The following is a 22,149-nucleotide window of genomic DNA, read 5'->3' as shown; positions in this document are numbered from 1 at the left end:
TCTCCTTTCTGTATTCTTATTCTAGTGGGGTAAACTTTTTAAGTCTTCATTGTTACTATAAACCATGGTCAGAAACAAAAGGTTAACAGTGGTTTTAATTGTCGGCTCCATAATAGTTTTAAGCGCCATGGCTACTTTTGGGGAGCAGAACGAGAAGCTAGATGAGTTCACGGGGTTATGTGTGTACTCCTCGGCTTCTTTTTCAGTTTTGAACAACGGAAAAACGAGCGTTGGGGTTTATGCTCCCCTTGAGGAAGGAAGAGTTTACAAGATAACTGGCAGGCTTATGAACTCCTCAGGCGAGTTAAGGATAAAGCCGGTAATGATTGAACCCGCCGAGCTCGATTTTCCACTGGAAAAGATCACGGGCGCTTACTGGCCCACTGACGGCTGCTATCTTCTAACACCAGACAGGATTAGGCTCGGGAGCTGCCTTAATGCATCGAAGGGTGAGGTTGTAGAGGCTGAAGGACTGTGGTATGGGAGAAAGTTCTACGTCCTGAGATATCGAGGTTTTGGTATTCCAGAAACACCCCGGGATGGGATGCCGTGGAGTGTTGAGGGAGTTGTGCTCTATACGGGCTCGAGAACTGTTATCTGGAACGGAAGTGAAGAGATCGTTCTATATTTGCCCTACGGAACAGAGCTCGAACTCGGCAAGAAAATCCACGTTCTTGGGATAGCGAAGTTCTATTCCAGGCTTTCGCTCATCGTTGATTCCCCTGATGACGTTGATGTTGTGGGAGATGCAGATCGTAAAAACGTCTCTCTGGCGCGTGTTGGGGATATAGCCTTTGGTACCTGCATTGTCATGGATGTTGGCCGTTCTCTTAGGCTTAACTGCACGGAGTTGAGGCTCTACGGCTTCTCGGCCCGGGTTGGAGACACCGTCTCATTTGAGGCCCTCAGAAGGAAGTCATCTCTGTACTGCCTTAGCTGTGAAGTTGTCAAGCCCAGGGAGAAGCTCTCCAACGCCATCTGCGACTTCGAGGAAGGTAAACTTGTCAGAATGAGCGGAGTGGTCGAGTGGGTTAAGGTATACAAAAACGGCTTTGGGCTTGCGAACGTTACAGACGGAAACTGTTGGGTTCTCCTCAAGCTCAGGAAATCTCTTGGAATTTCGCTGGAGAAGAATCAGACGGTTACGGCCTACGGGGTCTTCACAACTTACCGAGACATGCCCGCCCTTGAAATAGCCTTGGGTGATGACCTTTGCTCAGGGAGATGCTAGCAGGGATCCTCGGCGGAACGCTGAGCGGCATTTCCCCCGGAATCCACGTGAACACCCTGGCCGCTTTCCTCTCTAAAACTGGGGTTGCGGATAACCTACTCCTTTTCTCAATGGGGCTAACCCACACCTTCCTAGACGTCGTTCCATCCGCTTTCTTTGGTGTGCCAGATGAAGGAACTTCTCTGGGAGTTCTTCCTGCGCACAGGCTCGTTCTTCAGGGAAGGGCGATGGAAGTGGTTAGAATAGCCCTCTGGGCTAGCTTTCTGGCAGTTATTATCGTCATCCCACTGATGCCATTATACATCTCGCTTGTGCATCTCTATCGCCCCACGTTCGGCAGAATATTCGTCCTTTTTCTCGCGACCTTTCTGATTCTCACCGAGAGCGGCTGGAGAAAGTCTTTTGCGCTCATTGTGTTCCTGCTCTCGGGGATCCTGGGAATTTTGACTTTCAGACTTTCTTTGAGACAGCCATATTATCATCTCTTCACTGGCCTCTTTGGTCTCCCGGTGCTTATCGAAGCACTCCGTTCTAAAAACCCTCCCATGGAAACGAAAAGCTCGGAAATTGAAATGAGTGGGGAAAGGTTCATTGGGTTTTCACTCCTGGGGACACTCCTTGGTATGATTGCCTCCCTTGTCCCTGCTTTCACGGCCTCTCAGGCTGCCCTACTCGGCTCGTTCTTTTCCCGGGATGAGCGCTCCTTCCTCACTGTTGTCTTTTCGGTGAACACCTCGAACTTCCTCTTTTCCTTTGCGAACTTCTTGGCGACTGGTAGAGTCAGAAACGGAATCGTTGCGCTGATGACTCCTGCTGGAAGCGGGGCCCTAACTTTCTATCTCCTTGCGGCGCTTTTCATATCTATGGTCGTCCTAATCTATGGTGAGACCCTTGCGGGCCTGATTCTGAGGGTCGTCTCACGCGTTCCTTACAGAATGCTCAACCTAGCCGTGATTCTTTTCCTGTTTGACCTGTCCTACCTTTTTGACGGCCCTCTTGGTGTTCTTGTCCTGATTGGGGCATCTATGATTGGCCTGCTTGCCTCGAATCTCGGCGTCAAAAGGACGAACTGCATGGGTGTTCTCATGCTTCCGATAATAATCGGATAGAAGGGAAAAGGTATTAGGCGGATTTCTCCCCCAGGATCTTCTGGAGTTCCGGGTAATCGGTAACTATCCTCTTGCCGTCGAGGGTAGTGAAATAGGCTTTTTTGAGTTTAACGGTCTTAGCGCTGACGTACTTCTTCTCTGGCGGATTATATGAACCAGGCTCTACGACCTCGTACTCTATAACGTACGTCTCGAGGTCAGGCTCCCCCATGTATTTCCAAACTTCGTAGAAAATTTTGGGGTCGAGGTGGATTTCGCCATCTATCTCTGTCCAATCCGCCCCAATTTCTTCCAGAAACTCTTTCACTACATCGAAGTTCATAGAACCACCATTAAATATTAGGGACGCTAAGGGTTATATACCTATCGTCGAACTCCTAAAGGTGGTGAGAATGGTGGCAAAGGTTTACGTTGACGCTCAAGCTGCGAGAGCTATAGGTAAAGGCGCGATGATAGTCTTTAAAAAGGGCGTGATCCGCGTTGAGGGCAAGGTTAAGCCAGGCGACATAGCGGAGGTCTACACACGCGGAAAGAAGTTCCTCGGAAAAGGCTTCGTCAATCCGAACTCCAACATAATGGTTCGTCTCGTCACGAAGGACAAAGATACTGAGATAAACAAGGAGCTCTTCCGCGAGAGGATTAAGAAGGCCAATGAGTATCGGAAGAAGGTTTTAGGTTATGATAAGGCCTACCGCATGGTCTACGGCGAGGCTGACTATCTGCCCGGTCTAATCGTCGACAGGTTCAACGAGATAGCCTCTCTCCAGATTTCGAGTGTTGGAATGGAGCGCTTCAAGCTTGATCTGGCCGAGGCCATAATGGAGGCCGAGCCTGAGATAGAGACCGTCTTCGAAAAGAACACCGGTCGTCGCGCAGGAGGGAAGGCCTGCCCGAGATAGAGTGCGTCCTCCTCGGCAAGGAGAAGTATCGCACGATAATAGAGGAAGGAAGGGCAAAGTTTATGGTGGACATGCGCGGGCAGAAGACCGGCTTCTTCCTCGACCAGAGGGAGAACAGGATAGCCCTGGAAAAGTATGTCAAGCCTGGGATGAATGTTCTAGATGTCTTCACGTACACCGGCGGTTTCGCTATCCACGCGGCCGTCGCCGGTGCCGAAAAAGTAGTTGCCGTTGACAAGTCACCGAGGGCCATCGAGATGGCCAAAGAAAATGCAAAGCTCAACGGCGTCGAGGATAGAATGGAATTTATCGTCGGCTCCGCCTTCCCTGTCATGGAGGAGATGATAAAGCGCGGCGAGAAGTTCGACATAGTGATCCTCGATCCACCCGCCTTCGTCCAGCATGAAAAGGACCTAAAGCGAGGTCTTAGAGCTTACTTCAACGTGAACTACGCAGGTTTACAGCTCGTCAAGGAGGGAGGAATACTCGTTACTGCCTCGTGCTCCCAGCACGTTGACATGCAGACCTTCAAGGACATGGTGATAGCTGCAGCAGCAAAGGCTGGCAAGTTCCTCAAAATGATTGAGCCCTACAGAACCCAGGCGCCAGACCATCCGATACTTATGGCCTCCAAAGATACGGAATACCTCAAGGCGCTCTTCCTCTATGTGGAGGACATGAAGTGAACCTGAGGGACGATGAGGAGAAAGCACCTCCTCTGATTCCGGCGTGAGTGATGAGATGCCCACGGGCCCGAGTCCCTCATGTCTCTAAAATCAGGCTGTGCCTCCAGCGGGTCCCGGCTTTGAATCTCACATCTCTGGTTTTATAATCTAGCTCTTCCCCCTTCTCCTTTATTGCCTCGATAAGCGGCTTTTTATCTGGCAGGAAGAGGGCAACCTTTCCGCGGGACGGGAGGTAATCGCGCGCCTCTTTTATAAGCCTCACTGAGAAGCCCTCTCCATATTTTCCTCCACCGACACCTTCCCTCTCCGTCAGAACTCCCCTCGTAGGCCTCTCGTAGTAGGGTGGGGCAGAGAAGATAACGTCTAACTTCTCCCCCTCAGGGATTACACCCCGGATTATCCCGCCGTCGCTTTTGATTAGTCTGACTCTGGCATTGTTCCTCTCGATGTTGGCCTTGGCATAGGCGAAAAACTCCTCATCAATCTCCGTCGCGGTAACGTCGCAGTTGAAAAGCTTCGCCGCCATGAGCGCCATCATGGCAGTATGCCCGGTTCCTATCTCAAGAACTCTCTCGCCGCCGCGGAGGAAGGTTTTCAGAAAGATGTATCGTGAAATGGGGGTAGTAACAAGTCCGCGCGGGTGGTATTCTATGTCGAGACCGAAAACGGCCTTCGCGATAGCCTGGTTGTAGAGTATCCTTGCCTCCCTGTTCGAGAAGTCCAGCCTGCCTTTCTTGTCGAGGTGTCTCTCCAGCTCCGGGAAGATCTTAACGGCCTCACTGATAAGCAGTCCGAGCTTTCCGTCCTTCCATGTTGGCATGGGAATACAATCAACAAGGAGGTTTTTCAACTTTATGAGTTATTTTGTTTAGAAGTCATAGAAAGATTTAAATAATATCGTCATTAAAATACTATTGATGATCGTTGATGGTAACATTTGGACTGTGGTATTTTAGGTGGAATGGCGAAGAGAACATCTCCACGCTGGGCAATGCTGAAAATGAGTTTGGGAGATTCTTTGACTATGCAGTGGCTCTTCCAGCTAGGAAAGGGTAGATAGTGGTGTCAAAGAACTTGCTGTATACACTGGAAATGGCTTCAATGATGGAAGAAAATTCGCTGAAGATATCTTCTCGATAATAAAAAGTATCCCGGTATATGTGGCAATTCCTTACTGGAAGAGCTATATTCCAGACCCACGAGAGAATCCAAAAGGAGGGAACAAGTACTGGCTTGATTGGCTAAACGGAGTACTGAGTGTAAATTCTTCCAACCTCAGGGGATTTTATTGGAGTCTTGAAAGTGTTTGGATGTTTATAAATTACTATAAAGATGTTCTTTGCAATCATGGATAAATGCCTTACGTGAACCCCCAAACTATTGACATTTTAAGTGAAGAAATCCACAACAGAGGCCTTGAGTTTATATGGATTCCCTACGCCAGGACATATGCCCTCCAAAATACCGATATCTGGCCCCGTGATTATCCAGTGTGCGGAAAGGATTGGTCAATTCCAGGAGGTTCAGAATTTTTTGATCTGGTCTTCGTTCAATCAAATTATTATCAATGCAGGGATTGGTATAAAAATGTGCAGTGGACAGATGAGGAAAGAAAAGTGAGGACTGGCCTTTCTTTGGGTGAATGGGTGGATATGCTAACTGACATAAATCGTTCCAAAAATACCAGCAACGTCTTCGTCGAATTTGAATGTGATGGCAGAATTTTGACAGGCGGTGATGATAATTGCAGTGGGATTTGGCATCCCTCCACTGAATACAAAGATAGGGCATGTAAATACGTCGAGTGTTCTGGGCAGCTTATTAACCTAGCATACTACTTTGATACAAACTTGAATAACATTAGTTTTATGAATGGGTACTGCCAAGAAACGTTAGGTGAAAGGTATGTCTAGCTTCCTTAAAATAATTGCAGTATCATTGTGTTTCCTTATTTTTACATTTCCTTTTGTGTCATCTAATGTCAAGATTATAACCCAAGGACTACCTCCAACCAGGGGTATTCACGTGTCCGTAGGAACCCTTCCAAATTCGAACATAATATTCATCTTCACCGAAGAGATTGATGCATACGATGATGTATGGGTGAATCCCGACACGGAAATTGATTGGTACTACTATGTGGACTCCTCTGAGGTGCGCTTTCTTGGGACTGAGTGCTACACAAGGGCATACTCAATGTGCCCCAGGCTAAATTTGAACGTTTCGGAAAATCGGGCACGATTTAGGACTAAAACAAAATTCGTTAAGGGAGTTCATGTAAATGGCTCTATACTGTTTAATTTTGGGGAGAGTATCTACAAAGTTCCTGTTTCAGAAATATTGCCATATCTCTGGGATACTGCTGGATCCGGCACCTGTGGGGATATAACATGAATGGGAGCTTGATATTTCTTCCAAAAGTAATCATTTAGATAAGGGGGGCTGGGGTTAGGTATCAAGACTGTTCTATTCAAAACAGCCCTGCATCTGTGCTATACCTTGATCAGCAGTATAACATTACATACTACGTTAAGACCTCTTGGAAAAAGTCAAAAATTAAAAGTAATGTAATAGGCCAGTACAAACTCCTGCATCTCCTTAAGAAGCCGATCTATATCTTCTTTTGCAGTGGAACTTTTAAAGCCTTTAAAGTTGGCAGGATTAATTTTAGATATTCCACTGTTCTTGCTACCGCGAACAACAGCACTTCTGTTTTTGTAAGTCCGAGTTTTTACTATTCTAACATGGCATCTCCTTTCGTTTCAGCCAATACCATATATTCACATTCGAAAGGAACTAACGTTACTTCCCCTCGCCAAGATAAACATGAATTCTGGCTGTTAGCTGTGATACTATTTGCTGTTGCTATCACATGCCTGCTGTGCAGAAACAGAAAAAAATATGTAATAGGGTTGGTCAGTCCCTCGGGTCAACCACCCTCCCCATGAAGAGTATTGCCCCCGTTTCCCTGTCGTAGATGAGGAAGATGAACGGGTGGTCTGCCCTGAATACTTTCGTGTCTTCCGGTTATACTGTGGCAGCTAGGGTCATTATGACGGCTGTTGCCGCTGCCGCCTCGGTTCCGTTCTCGGCAACGCTTATGAAAATCTTGTGGATGATGTCGCTTATAACCAGGCCACCTCCGGACGAGATTCCCGAGAAGTCTGTCAAGGTGAAGGCGCTCCTCATGCCTATCTCCATGAGGGTGTCCTTCAGGTGGTACTCTTTCTCGAACCTGAACTTTGGCAGGGTTATCTCCACGCTCTCCTTCACTTTGTCGTTCAGGATGCCCTCTATGAGCCCGAGGCTCAGGCTCGCCTCGACCTCGTCAAACCTTCTCCTTCTGGGCAGGATTATCAACATGCCCAGCCTTCCGCCTTCGTAGGGCAGCTTAAGTGCCTGGAGCTCATTGTTTTCGAAGTATGGGAACTTCCCGGTCTGGTGCATCATCGGAACCGTAACCGGGCCCGATGGCGAGTAAAACGTCCCGTTCTTTGTCTCGCTCACCTTGAATCTGCTCGACCAGTTCCCCCTGAAGTAAATCGCGTTCGTTATTACGAGCTTTGTCGAGGGGGTGAGCCTCAAGACGATGTCCTTAATCCTGCCGTTCGTCTGGTTCTCCACCCAGCCGTTTATTTCCCTGGCAGCTCCCTCCGGGTCGTTCATGAAGTCGACCTTCTCGACCTCACCCATTTAGCACATCCTCGTGACCCAGAGGTACTTCTCGTTGATTGGGTAGTCCCTCTGAACCCAGAGCGCGTTCGCGGTTTTGAGGACGTATGGAGAACCGCATGGGGTTTCCAGGGAGAGCAACAGGTACCTGAAGCCCGTCCATCTCGTGTCGTTTTCGGGGGGTAGGTGGAGGACCTTTCCCCTTTCCTCCCTCGTGCCTCCTCTCGCCCCCTCGTATGTCATTGCTAGCGCCGTTTCAACGCTGTAGGGAGAGAAGAACACGTTGTCGTCTTCTTCGGCCAGTTTGTGATGCAGGTCACTGGCAAAGGTGTTGATTCCCTCAACTACCAGGTCTTTATGACCCTCTTCCAGCATGTCGTATTTCGTTCCCGGCGGCGTGAATGTTGAGCTGCTTGATGTCGTGGAGGGCCTGACATTCTCGGCCTGCCCGAGACAGCCCGCAACGATGACGGTGAGGAGCAAGACCAGTAAAACGGCTCGTTTATGGAATCACCGAAATTACTACACTGGAGAAGTATAAATACCTGGCGATGGCTTCAAACCGGCTTGAAACGGATAAAAATCAGAGCAGCGCCAAGGCCGCCATAACCTTGGCATCTTCAACCATGTTGTCTATCTTTGCGTACTCGTTGGGCTGGTGAGCCATCTCATCAAGTGTTGCCCACACAACTGCTGGAATGCCGAGCTTTCTGAAGTAGGCCGCGAAGGTTCCGCCGCCTATTCCGCCGACCTTGGCATCCTTTCTGCGGAGCTCCTTGAGGGCCGTCTGGAGGAGTTTCACTATCTCGCTGTTCGGGTCGGTTGGCTCCGGAGCGTCGAGGCGCTGGATAACTTCGACATTTATCTCCGGGAGAACCTCTCCGCCGATTTCCTTACTGTATTTTACCTTCACTTCTTCCGCGAGCTTCTCTGCATCGCTCAGTATCTCATCTATGCTGTACTTCGGCAGAATTCTGCAGTCAAAGACTATCTCGTGCTCTCCGGGTGCGATGTTCGGCGAATCGGCCGGGCCGTTAACCATTGTCGGCTCGAAAGTGCTCTCTGGCGGATCGAAGAGCTCATCCTTCTCGGAATACCTCTCGTGGAGGAGCTTATCCAAGTGGTAAGCGTAATCAAGGGCAACGCGGTGAGCGTTTAGGCCCTTATCGGGCATGCTCGCGTGAACTTGCTTGCCTCTAACCTTAACCCTGAACCAGAGGATGCTCTTCTCTGCCACCTCGATGAAGGTTCCATCCTCGTTTCCGCCGTCCGGAACGAGAACGAGGTCGTTTTCCTTGAACAGTTCGGGGTGTTCTTTCATAAGCCACTCGATACCGTACTTGCTTCCGGTCTCCTCGTCACTAACGAAGGCCAGAACGATTGTGCGCTTGGGCCTTATCCCGAGGTTCATCATGGCTCTTACCGCATAAAGCGAAGCAACCAAGCTCTGCCCGTTGTCCTCACTTCCCCTTCCATAAACTTTGCCTTCTTTAACGACTGGCTTGAATGGCTCTGTGACTGTCCACTTGCTTGGGTCTCCGGGCGGGACAACATCGAGGTGGGTGAGTATCCAGAGCCTCGGTGACTCTTCCCCATTTTCGCCGTAGTAATAGGCGAGAATGTTCGGCCTCACGCCGTTCTTAGCCCTCTCATCTGGGGCGTTATAGACCTCAACCTTATCGAAGGGCCAGTCCTTTATTATCTCAAGGAGCTTTTGCGCCTTGTCGTATTCGCCTTCGTAGCCGTAGTTCGGGCTTATGGCTGGGATTTTGATGAGCTCCACGAGGGTTTCTACCATATCGTTGCGCAGGTTCTCGATTTCTTGAGAGACTCTTTCGAGGGTTTCGCTCATGAGTATCACCACCTACTCTAACTCGCCAACCCTTTTAAACCTAACCAGGTTCCTTTTGTGAAGTTCAAAAAGAAATGTTATCAGGCGTTCGTAAAGTGGCTCAACATCTTTTTCAAACCTGTTCCTCAGCAGCTTTCCAATCTCTTCGACCGTTCTCCTACCGTCGCATAACTCCCAGATGAAGGCTCCGACCTCGTTGAGCTCTATTCTCCTGTAATCACCATGGAGTCTCCTAGCTAAGAAATCAAGGGGCGAGTCCATTGGTACTAGGAGGTAGTATTTTCCTTCGATTTTTCTCAGTTCAACGTTTTCGTTACGCTCTGGAATCAGATATAAATATTCCTCCATCCATGAACCTCCCTAGGAGCTAAAAAGAGTAAAGAAAAATCAGTCCCTCTTCTTTCCGGTCATGTAGAGCCATGCCAAGATGCCGAGGAGGAACAGTATTCCGAGGAGGTTGCTGCTGAATCCTATGGACGGGGCAACGTCCGCCACTATGAGGGCGGCGAAGATTATTCCCATTATTGCCTCTCCAGCGATGAGACCCGCCGCTCCAAGCACTCCTGGGTCGGTTGGGCTCTCCTCTCCACCGCCCCTGGCCTTTGAGACAAGGTGCCTAGTGATTCCACCGATAAAGATAGGTACGCCAAGGCTGAGCGGCAGGTAGATACCGACAGCGACAGGCATAACTGGGGTCCTGAACTTTGAGCCTCTCTTGGCAAGCATCTCGTCAAGGATTATGAGTACAATGGCTATACCGGCGCCTATGTAGACCATAGTCCACTCGAGGGTTCCGGTGAACACACCCTCGGTAACCTTGGCCATAAGGAAGGCCTGTGGAGCGGGAAGGGCATTTTCCTTGGCCGTTGGAGTTCCTGCTATTCCATAGGCCTGAATCAGAAGGTTAAGCACGGGGGCCATGACGAGAGCTGCAAAGAAGGTGCCGATTATCTCGAATACCTGCTGCCTCTTGGGGGTTGCACCAACGATGTAACCCGTGGCGAGGTCCTGCATGGTGTCACCTGCTATCGCCGCCGCTGTACAGATGACGGCCGCGACGAGTATCGTTGCAGCCATGCCCTCCATTCCGCTGAGACCGAGGGCTTTAAGGACAAAGGCCGTGAAGAGCAGGCTCATGATGGTGATTCCCGAAACCGGGTTGTTGGAAGAACCGACGACACCTGCCAGGTAGCCAGCGATGGAGCTTCCAAGGAATCCGACGATGAGCAGTATAACTGCCATGACTGCCGCGATTCCTATCGAGTTGATTATGTGGTAGTAGAGCAGGAACAGCGGAATGACGAAGGCTGCTATGAGCATTATGACTTGGTTGAGTGGCAGATCCTCGTCAGTCCTGAGTATTGACTCTCCAGACTGCTTTCTCCTTGCGACCTCGAGACCGGTCTTAACACCCCTTATTATTGGTCTCCTGAGCTTAATAAGGCTCCAGAGACCACCAACGACCATCGCTCCAACTCCCATGTATCTGATCTTGGTGCTCCATATGGTCCAGGCGAGGTCAAGAGCGCTTAGGTTGTCGGGGTTCCCCATGTGGGAGGCATAGATGGGAATTGCAATGAACCATGCGATGGCACCACCGAGGAACACGAGGAATGCAATGTTCAGGCCAACGATGTAACCAACGCTGATGAGGGCTGCAGAGAGGTCACTTCCTATGTAGAGGACCCTTGAACCGACAATCTTGGCGGTTTCAACAGTTCCAGACCAAAGGCCGGCACTTCCAAAGAGCTTGTAGAGTCCACCGAAGATACCGCCGTAGAATATCGGCTTGGCGTGGCTTCCACCTCTATCTCCCGCTATGAGGACCTCAGCACAGGCGGTACCCTCTGGATACGGGAGCTTTTCTTCGACTATAAAAGCCCTCCTCAGAACCACTGTGAAGAGGGCACCGAGGGAACCACCGAGGGCTGCTATCAGTGTCACGAGGTAGTATGGGAACTCGGTATAATAACCGAGAACCACCAGGGCAGGCAGGGTGAATATTATGCCCGCCGCCAGAGACTCTCCAGCCGACGCTGCAGTCTGAACCATGTTGTTCTCCAGGATGTTCCTGTCCTTAAACGCGAAGAGAATTGCCATCGATATAACAGCTGCGGGAATGCTGGCGCTAACGGTCATTCCTGCATACATACCAAGGTAGGCGTTTGCTGCACCCATTATAATTGCCAGAACAACACCCAAAACAAAAGCCTTGAGGGTGTATTCTGGCAGTGATTTTTCGGGCGGGATGTATGGTTTTAGTTCCATATTTGCACCCCCAGAAGGTATATGCATATTAATTATGTTGGTTCTATGTTAAAAACGTTTCCCTTTTCTGGAAGTTACATCGAACCATTTTAACATTCACCTTATGTTATTACATTTTGTTACGCTAATGCCTGTATATATTAGAGCAATCTTGACTGTAGTTATACATCAATGTTATAAAATCGAATCTCAACTCCAATGGAGTGTTCTCTTGATCGTAAAATGCCGTGGGATTGCAGTAATGGCTCACAAATTTCTTGAGTTACCCTGATCATAACTTGAGGTACTGCTGGTTGGGGGTGGGGCAATGCCTTATATACCTTCGGCGTGATATCCGTACGTCTGCAAAAGAACACGGGGGTGAAGAGTTGATAGAGATTACCTTCCTCGGCAGCGGCGGCGGCAGGTTCATCACCATAACCCAGTTCCGCTCCACGGGAGGATTCCATATAAGGGCGAGCAGGAACGTCTACGTTGATCCCGGGCCGGGGGCACTCGTTCGCTCGTGGAGGTACAAACTCGACCCCAGGAAGCTCGATGCAATATTCGTCTCCCACAGGCACGTTGATCACTGCAACGACACCGAAGTCATGATTGAAGCCATGACTGGAGGTGCACTCAAGAAGAGAGGCATGTTGATAGCATCGAAGAGCGTTGTATACGGGGACGAGACGCACACCCCTGCGGTCTCTAAGTACCACATGAACGTCCTCGAGTCGATCCACACACCCGAACCCGGAAATAAAATACCCATTGGGGAGGAGGAGTTCATAATAACTCCCACGAAACACTCGGATCCGACGACGATAGGCTTCCGAATGAAGACCCGTTACGGAGATATCGCATATATCCCCGACACCGAGTACTTCGACGAGCTCATCGAATGGCACAACGGCTCGAGACTCATCATAGCGGCTGTGACAAGGCCGAGGGACATGGGGATTCCCTACCACCTCAGCACTGATGACGTTGTCATGATGCTCAAGAGGATGGAGCGAAAGCCCGAAGTCCTCGTCATGAGCCACATAGGCATGAAAATGCACTTTGCGAACCCGTACAAAGAAGCAAAATACATAGAGACCGTAACAGGCGTGAAGACCTACGTCGCCAAGGAGGGCTTTAAAGTAATGGTGGATAAAAACGAAATAGCGGTGCGGACGCTGAGGCCCGCGCGGTTCGTTTAGCTTTACTTCTTCTTTTTCATTGCCTCTTCCACAGCCCTTCTGACGGTGCCGTAGGTCAGCTCGAAGAGCTCGTCGCGCCTCTTCTCCGTCGGGCCTTCCACGACTAACCTTATCTTCGGCTCCGTTCCGCTCGGCCTTACAAGGACCCACGAACCGTCCTTGAGGTTGAAGCGGAAGCCGGAGATGGTTAGTATTTCCTTTATCTCGTTCCTGAGCTTCTCTTCAAGGACGTGTCTGGCCACCTCAAGCACGGTTTTCTTGTACTGGTCGGGGCACTTCACGTTCTTCTTGGTGAGGTAGTAGGTCGGAATCTCCTTGTGGATTATTTCCGACAGCGGCTTGCCCTGTTCGTCTATCAGTTTAATAAGCAGACCCATCGTGACGAAGCTGTCTATCCAGAGACCGAACTTGGGATGGATGAATTTCCATGGCTCGGCGGCAAAAATCGCGTTGTACTTCTTTATGCCGTCGTGGGGCTGGCCGAGTGGGACGCGGTAGACCCTTCCTCCGGCTTTCTCGACGACTTCATCTATGCGCGAGCCCGTGTTTATCGAGGTGACGACTACTCCTCCTCCATGCTCCTCGACATAGAGCTTAGCGAAGAGCGCTATGAGAGTGTCCTCATCTACGTAGTTGCCTTTCTCATCGAAGACCGCTATTCTGTCAGCATCGCCGTCCTGGGCTATAGCCAGGTCAACGCCGAGCTCCCTCACGAGCGGGCCGAGATATGCTATGTTATCATACTTTGGCTCGGGCTTTCTTCCCGGGAAGTGGCCGTCGATGTGGGCGTTGACGCTTATAATTTTCGCCCCCATCTCGCGGAGGAGGTATGGGGCAACAACGCTTCCGGCACCGTTGGTACCGTCGTAGAGGACTTTCAGGTTCGTCTCGTGATTGACGAAATCAAGAACCTCGCCTATGTACTCGTCCACGATGTCCTTCTCATGGACTTTCCTTATCTCATCCCACCCTGCTTTCTTGTAATTTTCCGAGAAGATTATTCTCTCCAGTTCCTCCTCCTGCTCGAGGTAGAACTCCGTTCCGTCTCCGTTGAATACCTTTATTCCGTTGTCGGTCGGCGGGTTATGGCTCGCCGTAATCATAACCCCAGTGTCGCCGTAGCGTCTGGTTCCCCACGCGAGGGCAGGCGTGGGTATAAGCCCAAACTTGATGACCTCCATGCCCAAGCTCAGAAGACCAGAAATGAGTGCATTTTCAAGCATTATGCTGGACGTTCTGCCGTCCCGGGCTATCGTGACTTTTCCTTCTCTGACATACGTTCCTAGCGCTTTTCCGACCTTCAGCGCCAAATCTGGCGTGACCTTCTCCCAAAGAGTGCCTCTAATCCCCGCTGTTCCGAAGAGCTTCATAGCACCACCATGACTACTTGGGAGGGGCTTTAAATAGTTTTAGCCATGTATATGGCCAACCTCCTGTGGTTGATAAGCTTCAGGTTACTCGGCATTGTGTCGCCGCTGAGAGGGAGAATGTAAACAGGGAGGCCAAGCCTTTTCCCGAGCTCGAGAATCTGCTGGACTATTTCGGGCGTTGGTCTTACGGAGTACATGGCTTTGGCGTCCTTGTATAGCTTTAGCCTCGGATTGAAGATGTCGTCTCGGACGGCGTTTATCCCAAGCTCCCTTGCCCTCTCAACGGAGGCTGGGTTCCAATCAACTGCGAGAACATCGTAGCCCCTTTCCCTCAGCCTTAGGGCCACCTTGAACTGAAAACCTATACCGAGTTCGACTATTTTCCCTTTCGGAACCTTTTCCGCCAAGAACTCCGCGAAGTCTTCAATTGGCATGGTAAAAAATGGGAGAGAGAGTTTAAAAAGCTTCAGAAGACGGCCGTTCCGCTTCCCTTGTCAAAGACGTGAACCTTCCTCATGTCGAAAGCGATGTCTATCTCCTGGCCTTCCTTCACCTTAGACTCCGAGCGGAAGGCTCCAAGGAACGTGACCCCACCAACGCGGAGGTGGACTATCTTTTTGCTTCCGAGATTTTCGATGATATCAACCCTGGCCCGGTTCATGTTTTCTCTAGGTATTTTGACCTGCGCGAACATTGCGTCGTAAATGTCTTCTGGGCGAATTCCGAAAATGACCTCCTTTCCGATCAGATTCTTTTCCCTGAGGACTTCGGCTTGGTCGTCGAGGAGTTTGAGCCTGAACTCTCCGAAGTCGGCCCAGACGCCTCTATCGTCCTCGATTATCGAAGCATTGATGAAGTTCATCGGCGGGCTGCCTATGAATCCTCCAACGAATGTTTTTGCTGGCCTGTCGTAGACCTCATTAGGGTTCCGATCTGATGAAGGATGCCCTGGTTTATGACCGCTATCCTGTCGCCCATGGTCATGGCTTCGACTTGGTCGTGGGTGACGTAAATCGTTGTGACTCCGAGCTGTTTCTGTAGTTTCTTAAGCTCGGCGCGCATCTTTACCCTTAGCTTTGCATCCAGGTTGCTCAGCGGCTCGTCCATGAGGAAAACCTGGGGCTTTCTCACAATGGCCCTTCCGAGGGCTACCCTCTGCCTCTGGCCGCCACTCAGCTCCCTCGGCTTCCTCTTGAGGAGTTCTGTGAGTCCGAGCATTTCGGCGACTTCCCTCACCCTCTGGTCCATTTCCTGCTTGGGAACTTTCCTGAGCTTGAGGGGAAGGCTATGTTGTCGTAGACCGTCATGTGTGGATATAGGGCGTAGCTCTGGAAGACCATTGCAATGTCCCTGTCCTTTGGTGGAACAAAGACTCCTTTTTTCGGGTCGGCGACGAGCTTGTCTCCGATGTAGATTTGCCCCTTTGTGGGCTCCTCAAGGCCGGCTATCATTCTGAGAGTCTTTGTCTTTCCACAGCCGCTCGGCCCGAGGAGTATCATAAACTCGCCGTGTTTGATCTCAAGGTTCATGTCCTTGACGGCTGTGAAGTCCCCGAACTGCTTCCAAACCCCAATGAGCTTTACTTCGGCCATGGTATCACCTCAAAAATTTGAAAGGAGAGCTACCTTCTCCTCCTGAGCAGGAGCGGAGCCAAAGCCAGTCCAAGCAAAACCGCCGGACCGCAGATTCCTCCCTCTTCACCCGGAGTGGTGGTCTCGGCTGGAGTTGTTGTGGTCTCGCTTGGAGTGATCGTCGTTTCGCTCGGTGTCTCGGTGGGTGTCTCAGTGGGAATCACTTCCTCGCCACCGGTTCCCTCGACGAGCAGTATCATGAGAACCGTCGCGAGGGTCTTCTTTTCGAGGTCGTAGGAACTCAGCTGCTCCTCCTGGGTTGGTTTGAGCCCTTATGGGACGAGCATGTCAACCACTCTCGGGGCGAGATTGTCTATGACCGCCTGCGGGTCTGCTCCACCGAGCTTCCACTGCTCGGCTTCAACTGCAACTGGCCTCCACTTGTCCGGGCCGTAGCCGTCCTGGGAGCCTACGAGCACCGCAGTGTAGAGCCCGTAGTCGGTGATGCTCAGGTACTTCTTTGGGGCCTTTACGATTATAGCGTTCTTAACTGGGTCGGCTGAAATCTGCATTTCACCCTGGTAAACGGTTCCGTCCGGGAGCACTATCCGGTTTCTGTAGTCCCAGCCCGCTATCCTAAGGGCCAGGTCCCACGGGTGTCTCGGATCGAGCTGGACGTTGCTTCCTGGGTCGTTCGGGAACATCTTGATGGCGCTGGTGTTTCCTCCGTCGGTGAAGTAAAAGTAAACCTCGATTATCTGGAGGCTGAAGCCGTTTGGCCCGTTCCACGGGTTGCCGCCGAGGTCCTTGAAGTGAAACTCCATTACGTAAGCATCGCTCTGCTCGAGCATCCTGAACCTTAGGAGGTCGAAGGCTCCAGGAACGAAGACATTGTCGGGTGGGTATATGTAGGTTCCCGGACCGTAGTCATCGCCCTCGGGGTCGGCGATATCCACGAGGGTTACTCTCTTGACCTTGGCACTCTGAGTATCTTGGTGTTCCACATCTCTTTCTCCCATTTCATTGGAGTCCTTGAGCTTTCCATCCCAGAAGCACCTATTTCCCTCAGTCCTATTTCGTCACCGTAGAAAAGCGCTGGAATCCCCTTATATGTCATTAGGAAAGCGAGAGCGCAGAGGTATCTCCGCTCGTCACCGACGAGGTCGAGGAAGCGCTCAACGTCGTGGTTGTCAAGGAAGTTGTACATGGAGTATCAGCGGGCCCATAATAGGTGCTCAGGAGCTCGAGCCAGTTGAGGAACTCTTCGGCACTTATCTCTCCACGCACGAAGAACCTTAGAATGGCCTCGTACAGGGGATAGTTCATCGTTCCGTGGAACTTGTCGAAGAGCCAGAGTCTTGCGTCGTCCATCACTTCTCCTACCAGATACGCGTCCTCATGCATTCTTTCCCTGACCTCGCGCCACAGCTCTGGCGGGACGCCGTGGGGACATCCAGTCGCCAGCCATCGGCACCTTCTTCGAGCCAGTGTTTCATTACACTGACTATGAACTCCCTAACCTGTGGATTGTCGTGGTTCAGACGGGGCATGAGCCACACTGAGAAGAAGTTCTCATAGTTCTGATGGAGCTCCTTCAGTCCCTGGTACTTTCGCTCCGGCGGTTCGTTCGAGTCGAGAACCCGAAGGAAGTCCTCCGACACCACTGGGAACTTCAAGATTCTGTAGAAGTCCCGATATCTGCTCTCTCCTCCCTTCTTCACGACGTCCTGAAAGTATGAGTGAAAAAAGATCGTGTGGTGGAAGACGCCGTCGAGAATCAGTTTATGTCCCTCCTTTTCAGCTCCCGGGCGAGCTCTCCGAAGGCCTCGTTACTTCCGAACTTCCCCGCGACCTTGAAGTAATCAACTATGTCATAGCCATGGTACGTCATGGACTCGAAGATTGGGGTCAGATAGAGTGCATTCACACCGAGCTCCTCAAGGTGGCCGAGCCTCTTCACGATTCCGGCTAAATCGCCACCGTGGTGCCCCAGACCGGTTTCGATTATCCTTCTTCTTGGCTTTTTGATCACGCCCCTTTCGAACCTATCGGGCATTATATGGTAGAACACCCGATTGAATATTCATCTTGGGACTTGGAGCTCTCTCGGTTCGGCGGTGAAGTTACCGTATTCGATTGTTCCTTCTCCGGTCTCTATCTCGAAGCCGTAGCTCAGCTCCTCGGTTCTTGGAAGAGCGGCCTCGAAGTAGTCGAAGAGCTCGTCGCTTGCCTTCTTTCTCATCTCTATACGCTCATCGGTGATGAGGTAAGTGGAGATTGCTTTTCCCTTCACAGTCCTCGGCAGGACATGGGTTCTATCGGCAAAGGAGTACAAGTAAGCGAGCGCGGGTTCGTGATAGACGTCGTCTCCGGCGGATATTTTGGCAACGCTGGTTTCCCTCTTGAATTTGTATGACAGCCGTCTGTATGTTGTCTTCTCTGGATTCTCTGAGTCTGGAGCGTATTTTCCGTCAATTGAGAAGCCGTAGTACCAGACCCCCTCCGGCAGCTCGACCCTTATCCTCCACCTTCCTGCCTCTCTTCTCATCCGAAAGCTGCCTTTATTGAAGGCGTTGGAGCTCCCGACGAGGTAGGCGTACCTTCCTCTGGACGGGACTGAAGATTCAACCTTTGCGACCCGACCAAAGTACTCGTTTGACTCAAATCCAAAAATTTTATACACCTTCTCCACCCAGGTATCACTAGTGATGATTAAACTGATGCTAGTGAACTTAAAAAGTTGGAGGTCTGGAAATGAAGGAAGAGAAAATCGTCGAAAAGCTTCAGAAACTTGGCTTGACTAAGTACGAGAGCTTAGCCTACATAACCCTCCTTAAGCTTGGTCCCAGCAAGGCCACGGACATAACGAAGGAGAGCGGAATCCCCCACACGAGGGTCTATGACGTTCTGAGCTCCCTTCACAGAAAGGGGTTCGTTGACGTGATGCACGGTGCCCCAAGGCTCTACAAGCCCGTCAATCCAGAGGTCATCCTCGAGAAGATAAAGGAGGAGTTCATCGAGGACATAGAGAACTTGAAGGCAGCCTTTCTCGAGCTCTACCGCCAAGTGCACGGGGAGGAACTGCCAGAGATATGGACGATTCAGGGCTTTGAGAACACCGTCGAGAGGGCAGAGTACATCATCAGGACGGCCAAACACGAAGTTTTAATAAACACCCCATTCGAGTTCCTTCGCCTTTTGGGGGACGAGATAAAGCGCCGGAAGGATATAATCTTCGTTATAATCAGCAACTTCGAGGAGATTCCGGAGTGGCTCAACGCCGACAACATCATCCTGGCGAAAACCGGCGGCGCCCCCTGGCTCATGGCGAGCTGGATAATCGGCGACATTGACTATGCACTCTTCTTCGGTGCTCTGCCGATGGACAAGAGGCGCGAGAAGTTCTACTCCTTCTGGGCTAAGAGTCCAAAGATCATCCAGAACTACATGCACTGGTTCTACACCATATACCTCGACAACAGTGAGATCATCAAGCCCCTCAACTACAATAAGCTTCCCAAGCCACTATCGTTTGTGAACATCAGAACTCTCATAACTGTCCTGAAGTTTACAGAACTTCCCAGGAGGGCTGAAGTCATCGGCAGGCTCGTTGAGACGAAGAAACCAATAACCCTCGATGGGGAGATAGTTGGGTACGAGTACACGCCTCTTATGGCCAACGTTACGGTTAAGGCCAACGGTAAGGAATGGAAGATCGGCGGAATAGGGAGTTACTTCGAAGAGGTTGAGGGTGAGAAGTTCATACTTTTGGAGTGATTTTTTGCTCTTTCCCTATTTTAAAAAGGAGATGACCGCAATGCAGATTCTGATATTGGGATTTGAGTACCTGCCCGTGAAGGTTGGGGGCTTGCCGAGGCCTTAACCAGCATAGCCGAGGGCCTCTCGAATCTCGGCCACGAAGTGGTGGTCTTTACCCCGAGCCACGGGGAAGAAGTGGGCGAACCTTTCACCTCCTTCAGGGTTTCGGCCTTGGGGAGAGAATGGGGGTAACTGTAAAAAAGAGAGAGCAGAATGGTGTCGTGGTTTATTCTCTTGGCGGTGGTGTTCTTGACAGTCCTGACATCTACGGTCCCGGCTGGGACGGCCTGCTGAAGAAGGCCGTTCTTTTCGGCAAGGCCAGTGTTGGAATCATGAACGAACTGATAGGTAAGTTCAAGCCCGATGTCCTCCACGCTCATGACTGGCACACGGTCTTCGCGCTCGGTCTTCTCAGAAAATACTTTGGTTTGAGGAGCGTCTTCACCGTCCACAGGCTCAACAAGGCCAAGGTTCCAGCGTGCTACTTCCATGAGGCCAACCTCGATGAGCTCGTCCCCTATCCGGACATCGACCCCGAGCATACCGCAGCTTACATAGCCGACGCAGTAACGACCGTCAGCAGGAGCTACCTCTGGGAGGAATGGGACTTCTTAGGGTTCTTCGAGGGCAAAGTTACGCACGTCTTCAATGGTATAGACTGCTCCTTCTGGAACGAGAAGCCGATAGAGACGAGAGGCCTCCCTCGGGAGGAACGCAGGAGAAGATTCTTGAGGGCATTGGATTGCGCGATGGAAAGGTCTTTATGTTCATAGGGCGTTTTGATAGGGCACAGAAGGGTGTGGACACCCTGCTGTATGGATAGAGCTCCTCTATACTGACCCCTCTTTCAGTGAAATGAGGTTCATCATCGGCAAGGGGATCCGGAGCTGGGAGCGTGGGTAAGGGCCATGGAAAACCATTTCCCTGAGAACGTGAGGACACTTACCAAACTTCTCAGCAGGGAGGTCGTTAGGGAGCTCTACGGCTCCGTGGACTTTGTTGTAATCCCATCGTACTTCGAGCCTTTCGGCCTGGTTCAGCTCGAGGCAATGTGCCTTGGTGCCGTTCCAATAGCTTTCGCTGTTGGGGGATTAAAGGACACGATAATAGACCTCAGCAGCGATCCGGAGCATGCCACAGGGATGCTCGTCCCCCCAAGGGACGCCTTTGCCCTAGCGAGGGCGATGATATGGGCCAAAGAGCTTGACGACGAGACCCTTTCTACTCCCAGATGCCGTGGGAGCTCTATTGGGCCATGGGCGAGCTCGTCGCTAAGAGCAAGGAGTACGGCATCAACAGAACCTACTCCTTCAGCAGCGGTGCAGAGGGAGTCCTCTGGCTCGACCTTCTCAACGGCACCCATACTTCTGATCTGGCTGCAATTATGGATGCTATCTCTGTAGGTAACGTTGTGGAAACTTTCCCGGGCATTAACTGGACAGCTGTGGTCGCCAGGATAAACGCGGATTTGCAATTCTACAATGAACGCGGGCATCTCGTCATAAGTAACGGTCCGTACCTTCTTGCTACGTACCCCCTAGATAGCCCCCACCTCAAGCTTGAGAAGTTCAACGGTTCAAGAACCGTTTATACAGACTCCCTCCAGAGGGATGGAAACTCCAACGTAATAGAGTTTTATGGCACCCAGGACGTGACCGGTGCCATTCTCACTATCTCCCAGGGCATATATGACTTTGGTCTCTTCAGGTTTACTAAAGGCTGGTATTACTACTTTGATTCTGACGTTCTGTCTAACCTCAATCTCTACAGGAGTGCCAGCTCCTACAATGAGCTGACCTTCAACACTTACCATGACCCAGACAAGGATGCTCCGATTGTCACCGTTGGTGACCAGGTTTACTTCAACCCGTTCGCCATCAGGGAAGTCAGGTTTGCCATGAACTGGCTCATCAACAGGGTCTTGGAACCCCTGATGCATTCTCGACCGCCCAGTACGTCTCACGTACGATACCCTTGGGCACTAGGACGATTTCGAGATCAGTCGGCGAGTTTAACATGAGCACCGTAACTACCAATGCTGTTGTTGTCTCCGTTGGCGGGCCTCTGGTTAATCCAGTAACGGCAAAATACGACGGTATAGCCCTCGTCCACATGGCAATCGACGGAACTATAACCATAGTGACCCCAGAGGGCAACTTCACGTGGACGGCTCCAGTTCCGTGGTGGAACGTCACAGAGGGCTACTTCGTTATCCAGCTCTTTAACGATAGAACAACTGGTGCCCTTGTGGTGACGATATACGGTACGGATGCCTACAGTACTGCCGCTGGAGCTTACTACTTCCTCACCCAGGTCTATCCGAATATCGCCGACTACAACGGCATCAGCTACATCGTTGGTCTCTGGGAGGACACTGAGCTTGGTGCGGACATTCCACTGTCTGGCTCGAGCCTTGGAGACGACAGCGGATTCAGCGCTGGCGACACAATAACCATTGTCGCTCAGGGATGAACGGAATTAATTCATT

18 protein-coding genes and 6 pseudogenes are annotated in these 22,149 nt (G+C 51.0%); 10 read left to right on the top strand and 14 right to left on the bottom strand.

What is annotated here, in order from left to right; all coding sequences use genetic code 11:
* Positions 1–64: 64 nt before the first annotated feature.
* Together A7C91_RS03185 and A7C91_RS03180 are read left to right on the top strand one after the other, a co-directional pair.
* Positions 65–1,231 carry a hypothetical protein gene (locus tag A7C91_RS03185; protein WP_068664848.1) on the top strand — a complete coding sequence of 389 codons (1,167 nt, stop codon included), beginning with the start codon at positions 65–67 and terminating at the stop codon, positions 1,229–1,231.
* Positions 1,213–2,340: a tripartite tricarboxylate transporter permease gene (locus A7C91_RS03180; RefSeq protein ID WP_068664846.1), complete on the top strand. Its 1,128-nt coding sequence runs from the start codon at positions 1,213–1,215 to the stop codon at positions 2,338–2,340. Before A7C91_RS03185 ends, A7C91_RS03180 begins: the two co-directional genes overlap by 19 nt.
* Before the next feature lie 13 nt (positions 2,341–2,353).
* Here the strand turns inward: A7C91_RS03180 and A7C91_RS03175 are convergent, their stop codons facing one another.
* Positions 2,354–2,662, bottom strand: a complete 309-nt coding sequence (locus A7C91_RS03175; protein ID WP_068664844.1) for a DUF5748 family protein — start codon at positions 2,660–2,662, stop codon at positions 2,354–2,356.
* Positions 2,663–2,735: 73 nt separating this feature from the next.
* On the opposite strand from A7C91_RS03175, the pseudogene A7C91_RS03170 reads away from it, so the two are divergent.
* Positions 2,736–3,925: pseudogene (locus A7C91_RS03170) on the top strand (class I SAM-dependent rRNA methyltransferase).
* Positions 3,926–4,001: 76 nt separating this feature from the next.
* Here the strand turns inward: A7C91_RS03170 and A7C91_RS03165 are convergent.
* Positions 4,002–4,745 (bottom strand): RlmF-related methyltransferase, encoded by a 744-nt coding sequence (locus A7C91_RS03165; protein ID WP_068664842.1) that lies wholly within the window; start codon positions 4,743–4,745, stop codon positions 4,002–4,004.
* A 535-nt stretch (positions 4,746–5,280) separates the two neighbouring features.
* On the opposite strand from A7C91_RS03165, the gene A7C91_RS03160 reads away from it, so the two are divergent.
* Both A7C91_RS03160 and A7C91_RS03155 read left to right on the top strand, forming a co-directional pair.
* Entirely contained in the window at positions 5,281–5,838 is a 558-nt protein-coding gene (locus tag A7C91_RS03160; protein ID WP_068664840.1) for a hypothetical protein, read from the top strand.
* Positions 5,831–6,319, top strand: coding sequence for a hypothetical protein (locus A7C91_RS03155; protein ID WP_068664838.1), 489 nt, complete (start codon positions 5,831–5,833; stop codon positions 6,317–6,319). The genes A7C91_RS03160 and A7C91_RS03155 overlap by 8 nt, the downstream gene beginning before the upstream one ends.
* Positions 6,320–6,841: 522 nt before the next feature.
* On the opposite strand, the pseudogene A7C91_RS03150 reads toward A7C91_RS03155, so the two are convergent.
* The 4 genes and pseudogenes from A7C91_RS03150 to A7C91_RS03135 form a co-directional block, all read right to left on the bottom strand.
* A pseudogene (locus tag A7C91_RS03150) lies at positions 6,842–7,972 on the bottom strand (serpin family protein).
* A 208-nt stretch (positions 7,973–8,180) separates the two neighbouring features.
* Entirely contained in the window at positions 8,181–9,449 is a 1,269-nt protein-coding gene (locus A7C91_RS03145; RefSeq protein WP_068664836.1) for a M20 family metallo-hydrolase, read from the bottom strand.
* A 12-nt stretch (positions 9,450–9,461) separates the two neighbouring features.
* A complete protein-coding gene (locus A7C91_RS03140; protein ID WP_068664834.1) occupies positions 9,462–9,797 on the bottom strand; it encodes a PqqD family protein in 336 nt (111 codons plus the stop codon).
* Between the two features lie 39 nt (positions 9,798–9,836).
* The gene (locus tag A7C91_RS03135) at positions 9,837–11,717 is read right to left on the bottom strand and encodes an OPT family oligopeptide transporter (protein ID WP_068664832.1); all 1,881 of its coding nucleotides are present in this window, start codon (positions 11,715–11,717) and stop codon (positions 9,837–9,839) included.
* A gap of 368 nt (positions 11,718–12,085) precedes the next feature.
* On the opposite strand from A7C91_RS03135, the gene A7C91_RS03130 reads away from it, so the two are divergent.
* Positions 12,086–12,901 carry an MBL fold metallo-hydrolase gene (locus A7C91_RS03130; RefSeq protein ID WP_068664830.1) on the top strand — a complete coding sequence of 272 codons (816 nt, stop codon included), beginning with the start codon at positions 12,086–12,088 and terminating at the stop codon, positions 12,899–12,901.
* A gap of 2 nt (positions 12,902–12,903) precedes the next feature.
* On the opposite strand, the gene glmM is transcribed toward A7C91_RS03130, so the two are convergent.
* The 8 genes and pseudogenes from glmM to A7C91_RS11575 form a co-directional block, all read right to left on the bottom strand.
* A complete protein-coding gene (gene glmM / locus A7C91_RS03125; protein ID WP_068664828.1) occupies positions 12,904–14,271 on the bottom strand; it encodes a phosphoglucosamine mutase in 1,368 nt (455 codons plus the stop codon).
* Positions 14,272–14,300: 29 nt separating this feature from the next.
* Positions 14,301–14,705, bottom strand: coding sequence for a UPF0146 family protein (locus A7C91_RS03120; protein WP_068664826.1), 405 nt, complete (start codon positions 14,703–14,705; stop codon positions 14,301–14,303).
* Between the two features lie 32 nt (positions 14,706–14,737).
* Positions 14,738–15,863: pseudogene (locus A7C91_RS03115) on the bottom strand (ABC transporter ATP-binding protein).
* Positions 15,864–15,892: 29 nt separating this feature from the next.
* Positions 15,893–16,822, bottom strand: a pseudogene (locus tag A7C91_RS03105) (glucodextranase DOMON-like domain-containing protein); the annotation flags it as partial.
* Positions 16,804–17,049 carry an alpha-amylase family glycosyl hydrolase gene (locus A7C91_RS11590; protein ID WP_234394452.1) on the bottom strand — a complete coding sequence of 82 codons (246 nt, stop codon included), beginning with the start codon at positions 17,047–17,049 and terminating at the stop codon, positions 16,804–16,806. The pseudogene A7C91_RS03105 and the gene A7C91_RS11590, both read right to left, overlap by 19 nt.
* Positions 16,959–17,213 carry a hypothetical protein gene (locus A7C91_RS11585; RefSeq protein WP_234394510.1) on the bottom strand — a complete coding sequence of 85 codons (255 nt, stop codon included), beginning with the start codon at positions 17,211–17,213 and terminating at the stop codon, positions 16,959–16,961. Before A7C91_RS11585 ends, A7C91_RS11590 begins: the two co-directional genes overlap by 91 nt.
* 8 nt (positions 17,214–17,221) lie before the next feature.
* Positions 17,222–17,898, bottom strand: a pseudogene (locus A7C91_RS11580) (alpha-amylase family glycosyl hydrolase).
* Between the two features lie 27 nt (positions 17,899–17,925).
* The gene (locus tag A7C91_RS11575; protein WP_234394451.1) at positions 17,926–18,525 is read right to left on the bottom strand and encodes an alpha amylase N-terminal ig-like domain-containing protein; all 600 of its coding nucleotides are present in this window, start codon (positions 18,523–18,525) and stop codon (positions 17,926–17,928) included.
* A gap of 71 nt (positions 18,526–18,596) precedes the next feature.
* On the opposite strand from A7C91_RS11575, the gene trmBL1 reads away from it, so the two are divergent.
* The 4 genes and pseudogenes from trmBL1 (at position 18,597) to A7C91_RS03080 (ending at position 22,133) form a co-directional block, all read left to right on the top strand.
* Entirely contained in the window at positions 18,597–19,619 is a 1,023-nt protein-coding gene (gene trmBL1 / locus A7C91_RS03095; protein ID WP_068664820.1) for an HTH-type sugar sensing transcriptional regulator TrmBL1, read from the top strand.
* A 40-nt stretch (positions 19,620–19,659) separates the two neighbouring features.
* Positions 19,660–20,902: pseudogene (locus A7C91_RS03090) on the top strand (glycogen/starch synthase); the annotation flags it as partial.
* A 14-nt stretch (positions 20,903–20,916) separates the two neighbouring features.
* On the top strand, positions 20,917–21,681 hold the full coding sequence (locus A7C91_RS11570) for a hypothetical protein (RefSeq protein ID WP_234394450.1): 765 nt from the start codon (positions 20,917–20,919) through the stop codon (positions 21,679–21,681).
* Entirely contained in the window at positions 21,678–22,133 is a 456-nt protein-coding gene (locus A7C91_RS03080; protein ID WP_068664815.1) for a hypothetical protein, read from the top strand. The genes A7C91_RS11570 and A7C91_RS03080 overlap by 4 nt, the downstream gene beginning before the upstream one ends.
* Positions 22,134–22,149: the final 16 nt, after the last annotated feature.

The sequence above is a fragment of the Thermococcus piezophilus genome (assembly GCF_001647085.1).
Lineage (GTDB): Archaea > Methanobacteriota_B > Thermococci > Thermococcales > Thermococcaceae > Thermococcus > Thermococcus piezophilus.
This window is presented reverse-complemented; position numbering and strand designations above follow the sequence as displayed.

Coding starts and splice junctions, on each gene's coding strand:
- A7C91_RS11590 (WP_234394452.1), bottom strand. CDS start 17,049: ATGTACAACTTCCTTGACAACCACGACGTTGAGCGCTTCCTCGACCTC.
- A7C91_RS03160 (WP_068664840.1), top strand. CDS start 5,281: ATGCCTTACGTGAACCCCCAAACTATTGACATTTTAAGTGAAGAAATC.
- A7C91_RS03080 (WP_068664815.1), top strand. CDS start 21,678: ATGAGCACCGTAACTACCAATGCTGTTGTTGTCTCCGTTGGCGGGCCT.
- A7C91_RS03185 (WP_068664848.1), top strand. CDS start 65: ATGGTCAGAAACAAAAGGTTAACAGTGGTTTTAATTGTCGGCTCCATA.
- glmM (WP_068664828.1), bottom strand. CDS start 14,271: ATGAAGCTCTTCGGAACAGCGGGGATTAGAGGCACTCTTTGGGAGAAG.
- A7C91_RS11570 (WP_234394450.1), top strand. CDS start 20,917: ATGGGCGAGCTCGTCGCTAAGAGCAAGGAGTACGGCATCAACAGAACC.
- A7C91_RS03120 (WP_068664826.1), bottom strand. CDS start 14,705: ATGCCAATTGAAGACTTCGCGGAGTTCTTGGCGGAAAAGGTTCCGAAA.
- trmBL1 (WP_068664820.1), top strand. CDS start 18,597: ATGAAGGAAGAGAAAATCGTCGAAAAGCTTCAGAAACTTGGCTTGACT.
- A7C91_RS03145 (WP_068664836.1), bottom strand. CDS start 9,449: ATGAGCGAAACCCTCGAAAGAGTCTCTCAAGAAATCGAGAACCTGCGC.
- A7C91_RS11585 (WP_234394510.1), bottom strand. CDS start 17,213: ATGGACGACGCAAGACTCTGGCTCTTCGACAAGTTCCACGGAACGATG.
- A7C91_RS03135 (WP_068664832.1), bottom strand. CDS start 11,717: ATGGAACTAAAACCATACATCCCGCCCGAAAAATCACTGCCAGAATAC.
- A7C91_RS03165 (WP_068664842.1), bottom strand. CDS start 4,745: ATGCCAACATGGAAGGACGGAAAGCTCGGACTGCTTATCAGTGAGGCC.
- A7C91_RS03175 (WP_068664844.1), bottom strand. CDS start 2,662: ATGAACTTCGATGTAGTGAAAGAGTTTCTGGAAGAAATTGGGGCGGAT.
- A7C91_RS03140 (WP_068664834.1), bottom strand. CDS start 9,797: ATGGAGGAATATTTATATCTGATTCCAGAGCGTAACGAAAACGTTGAA.
- A7C91_RS03155 (WP_068664838.1), top strand. CDS start 5,831: ATGTCTAGCTTCCTTAAAATAATTGCAGTATCATTGTGTTTCCTTATT.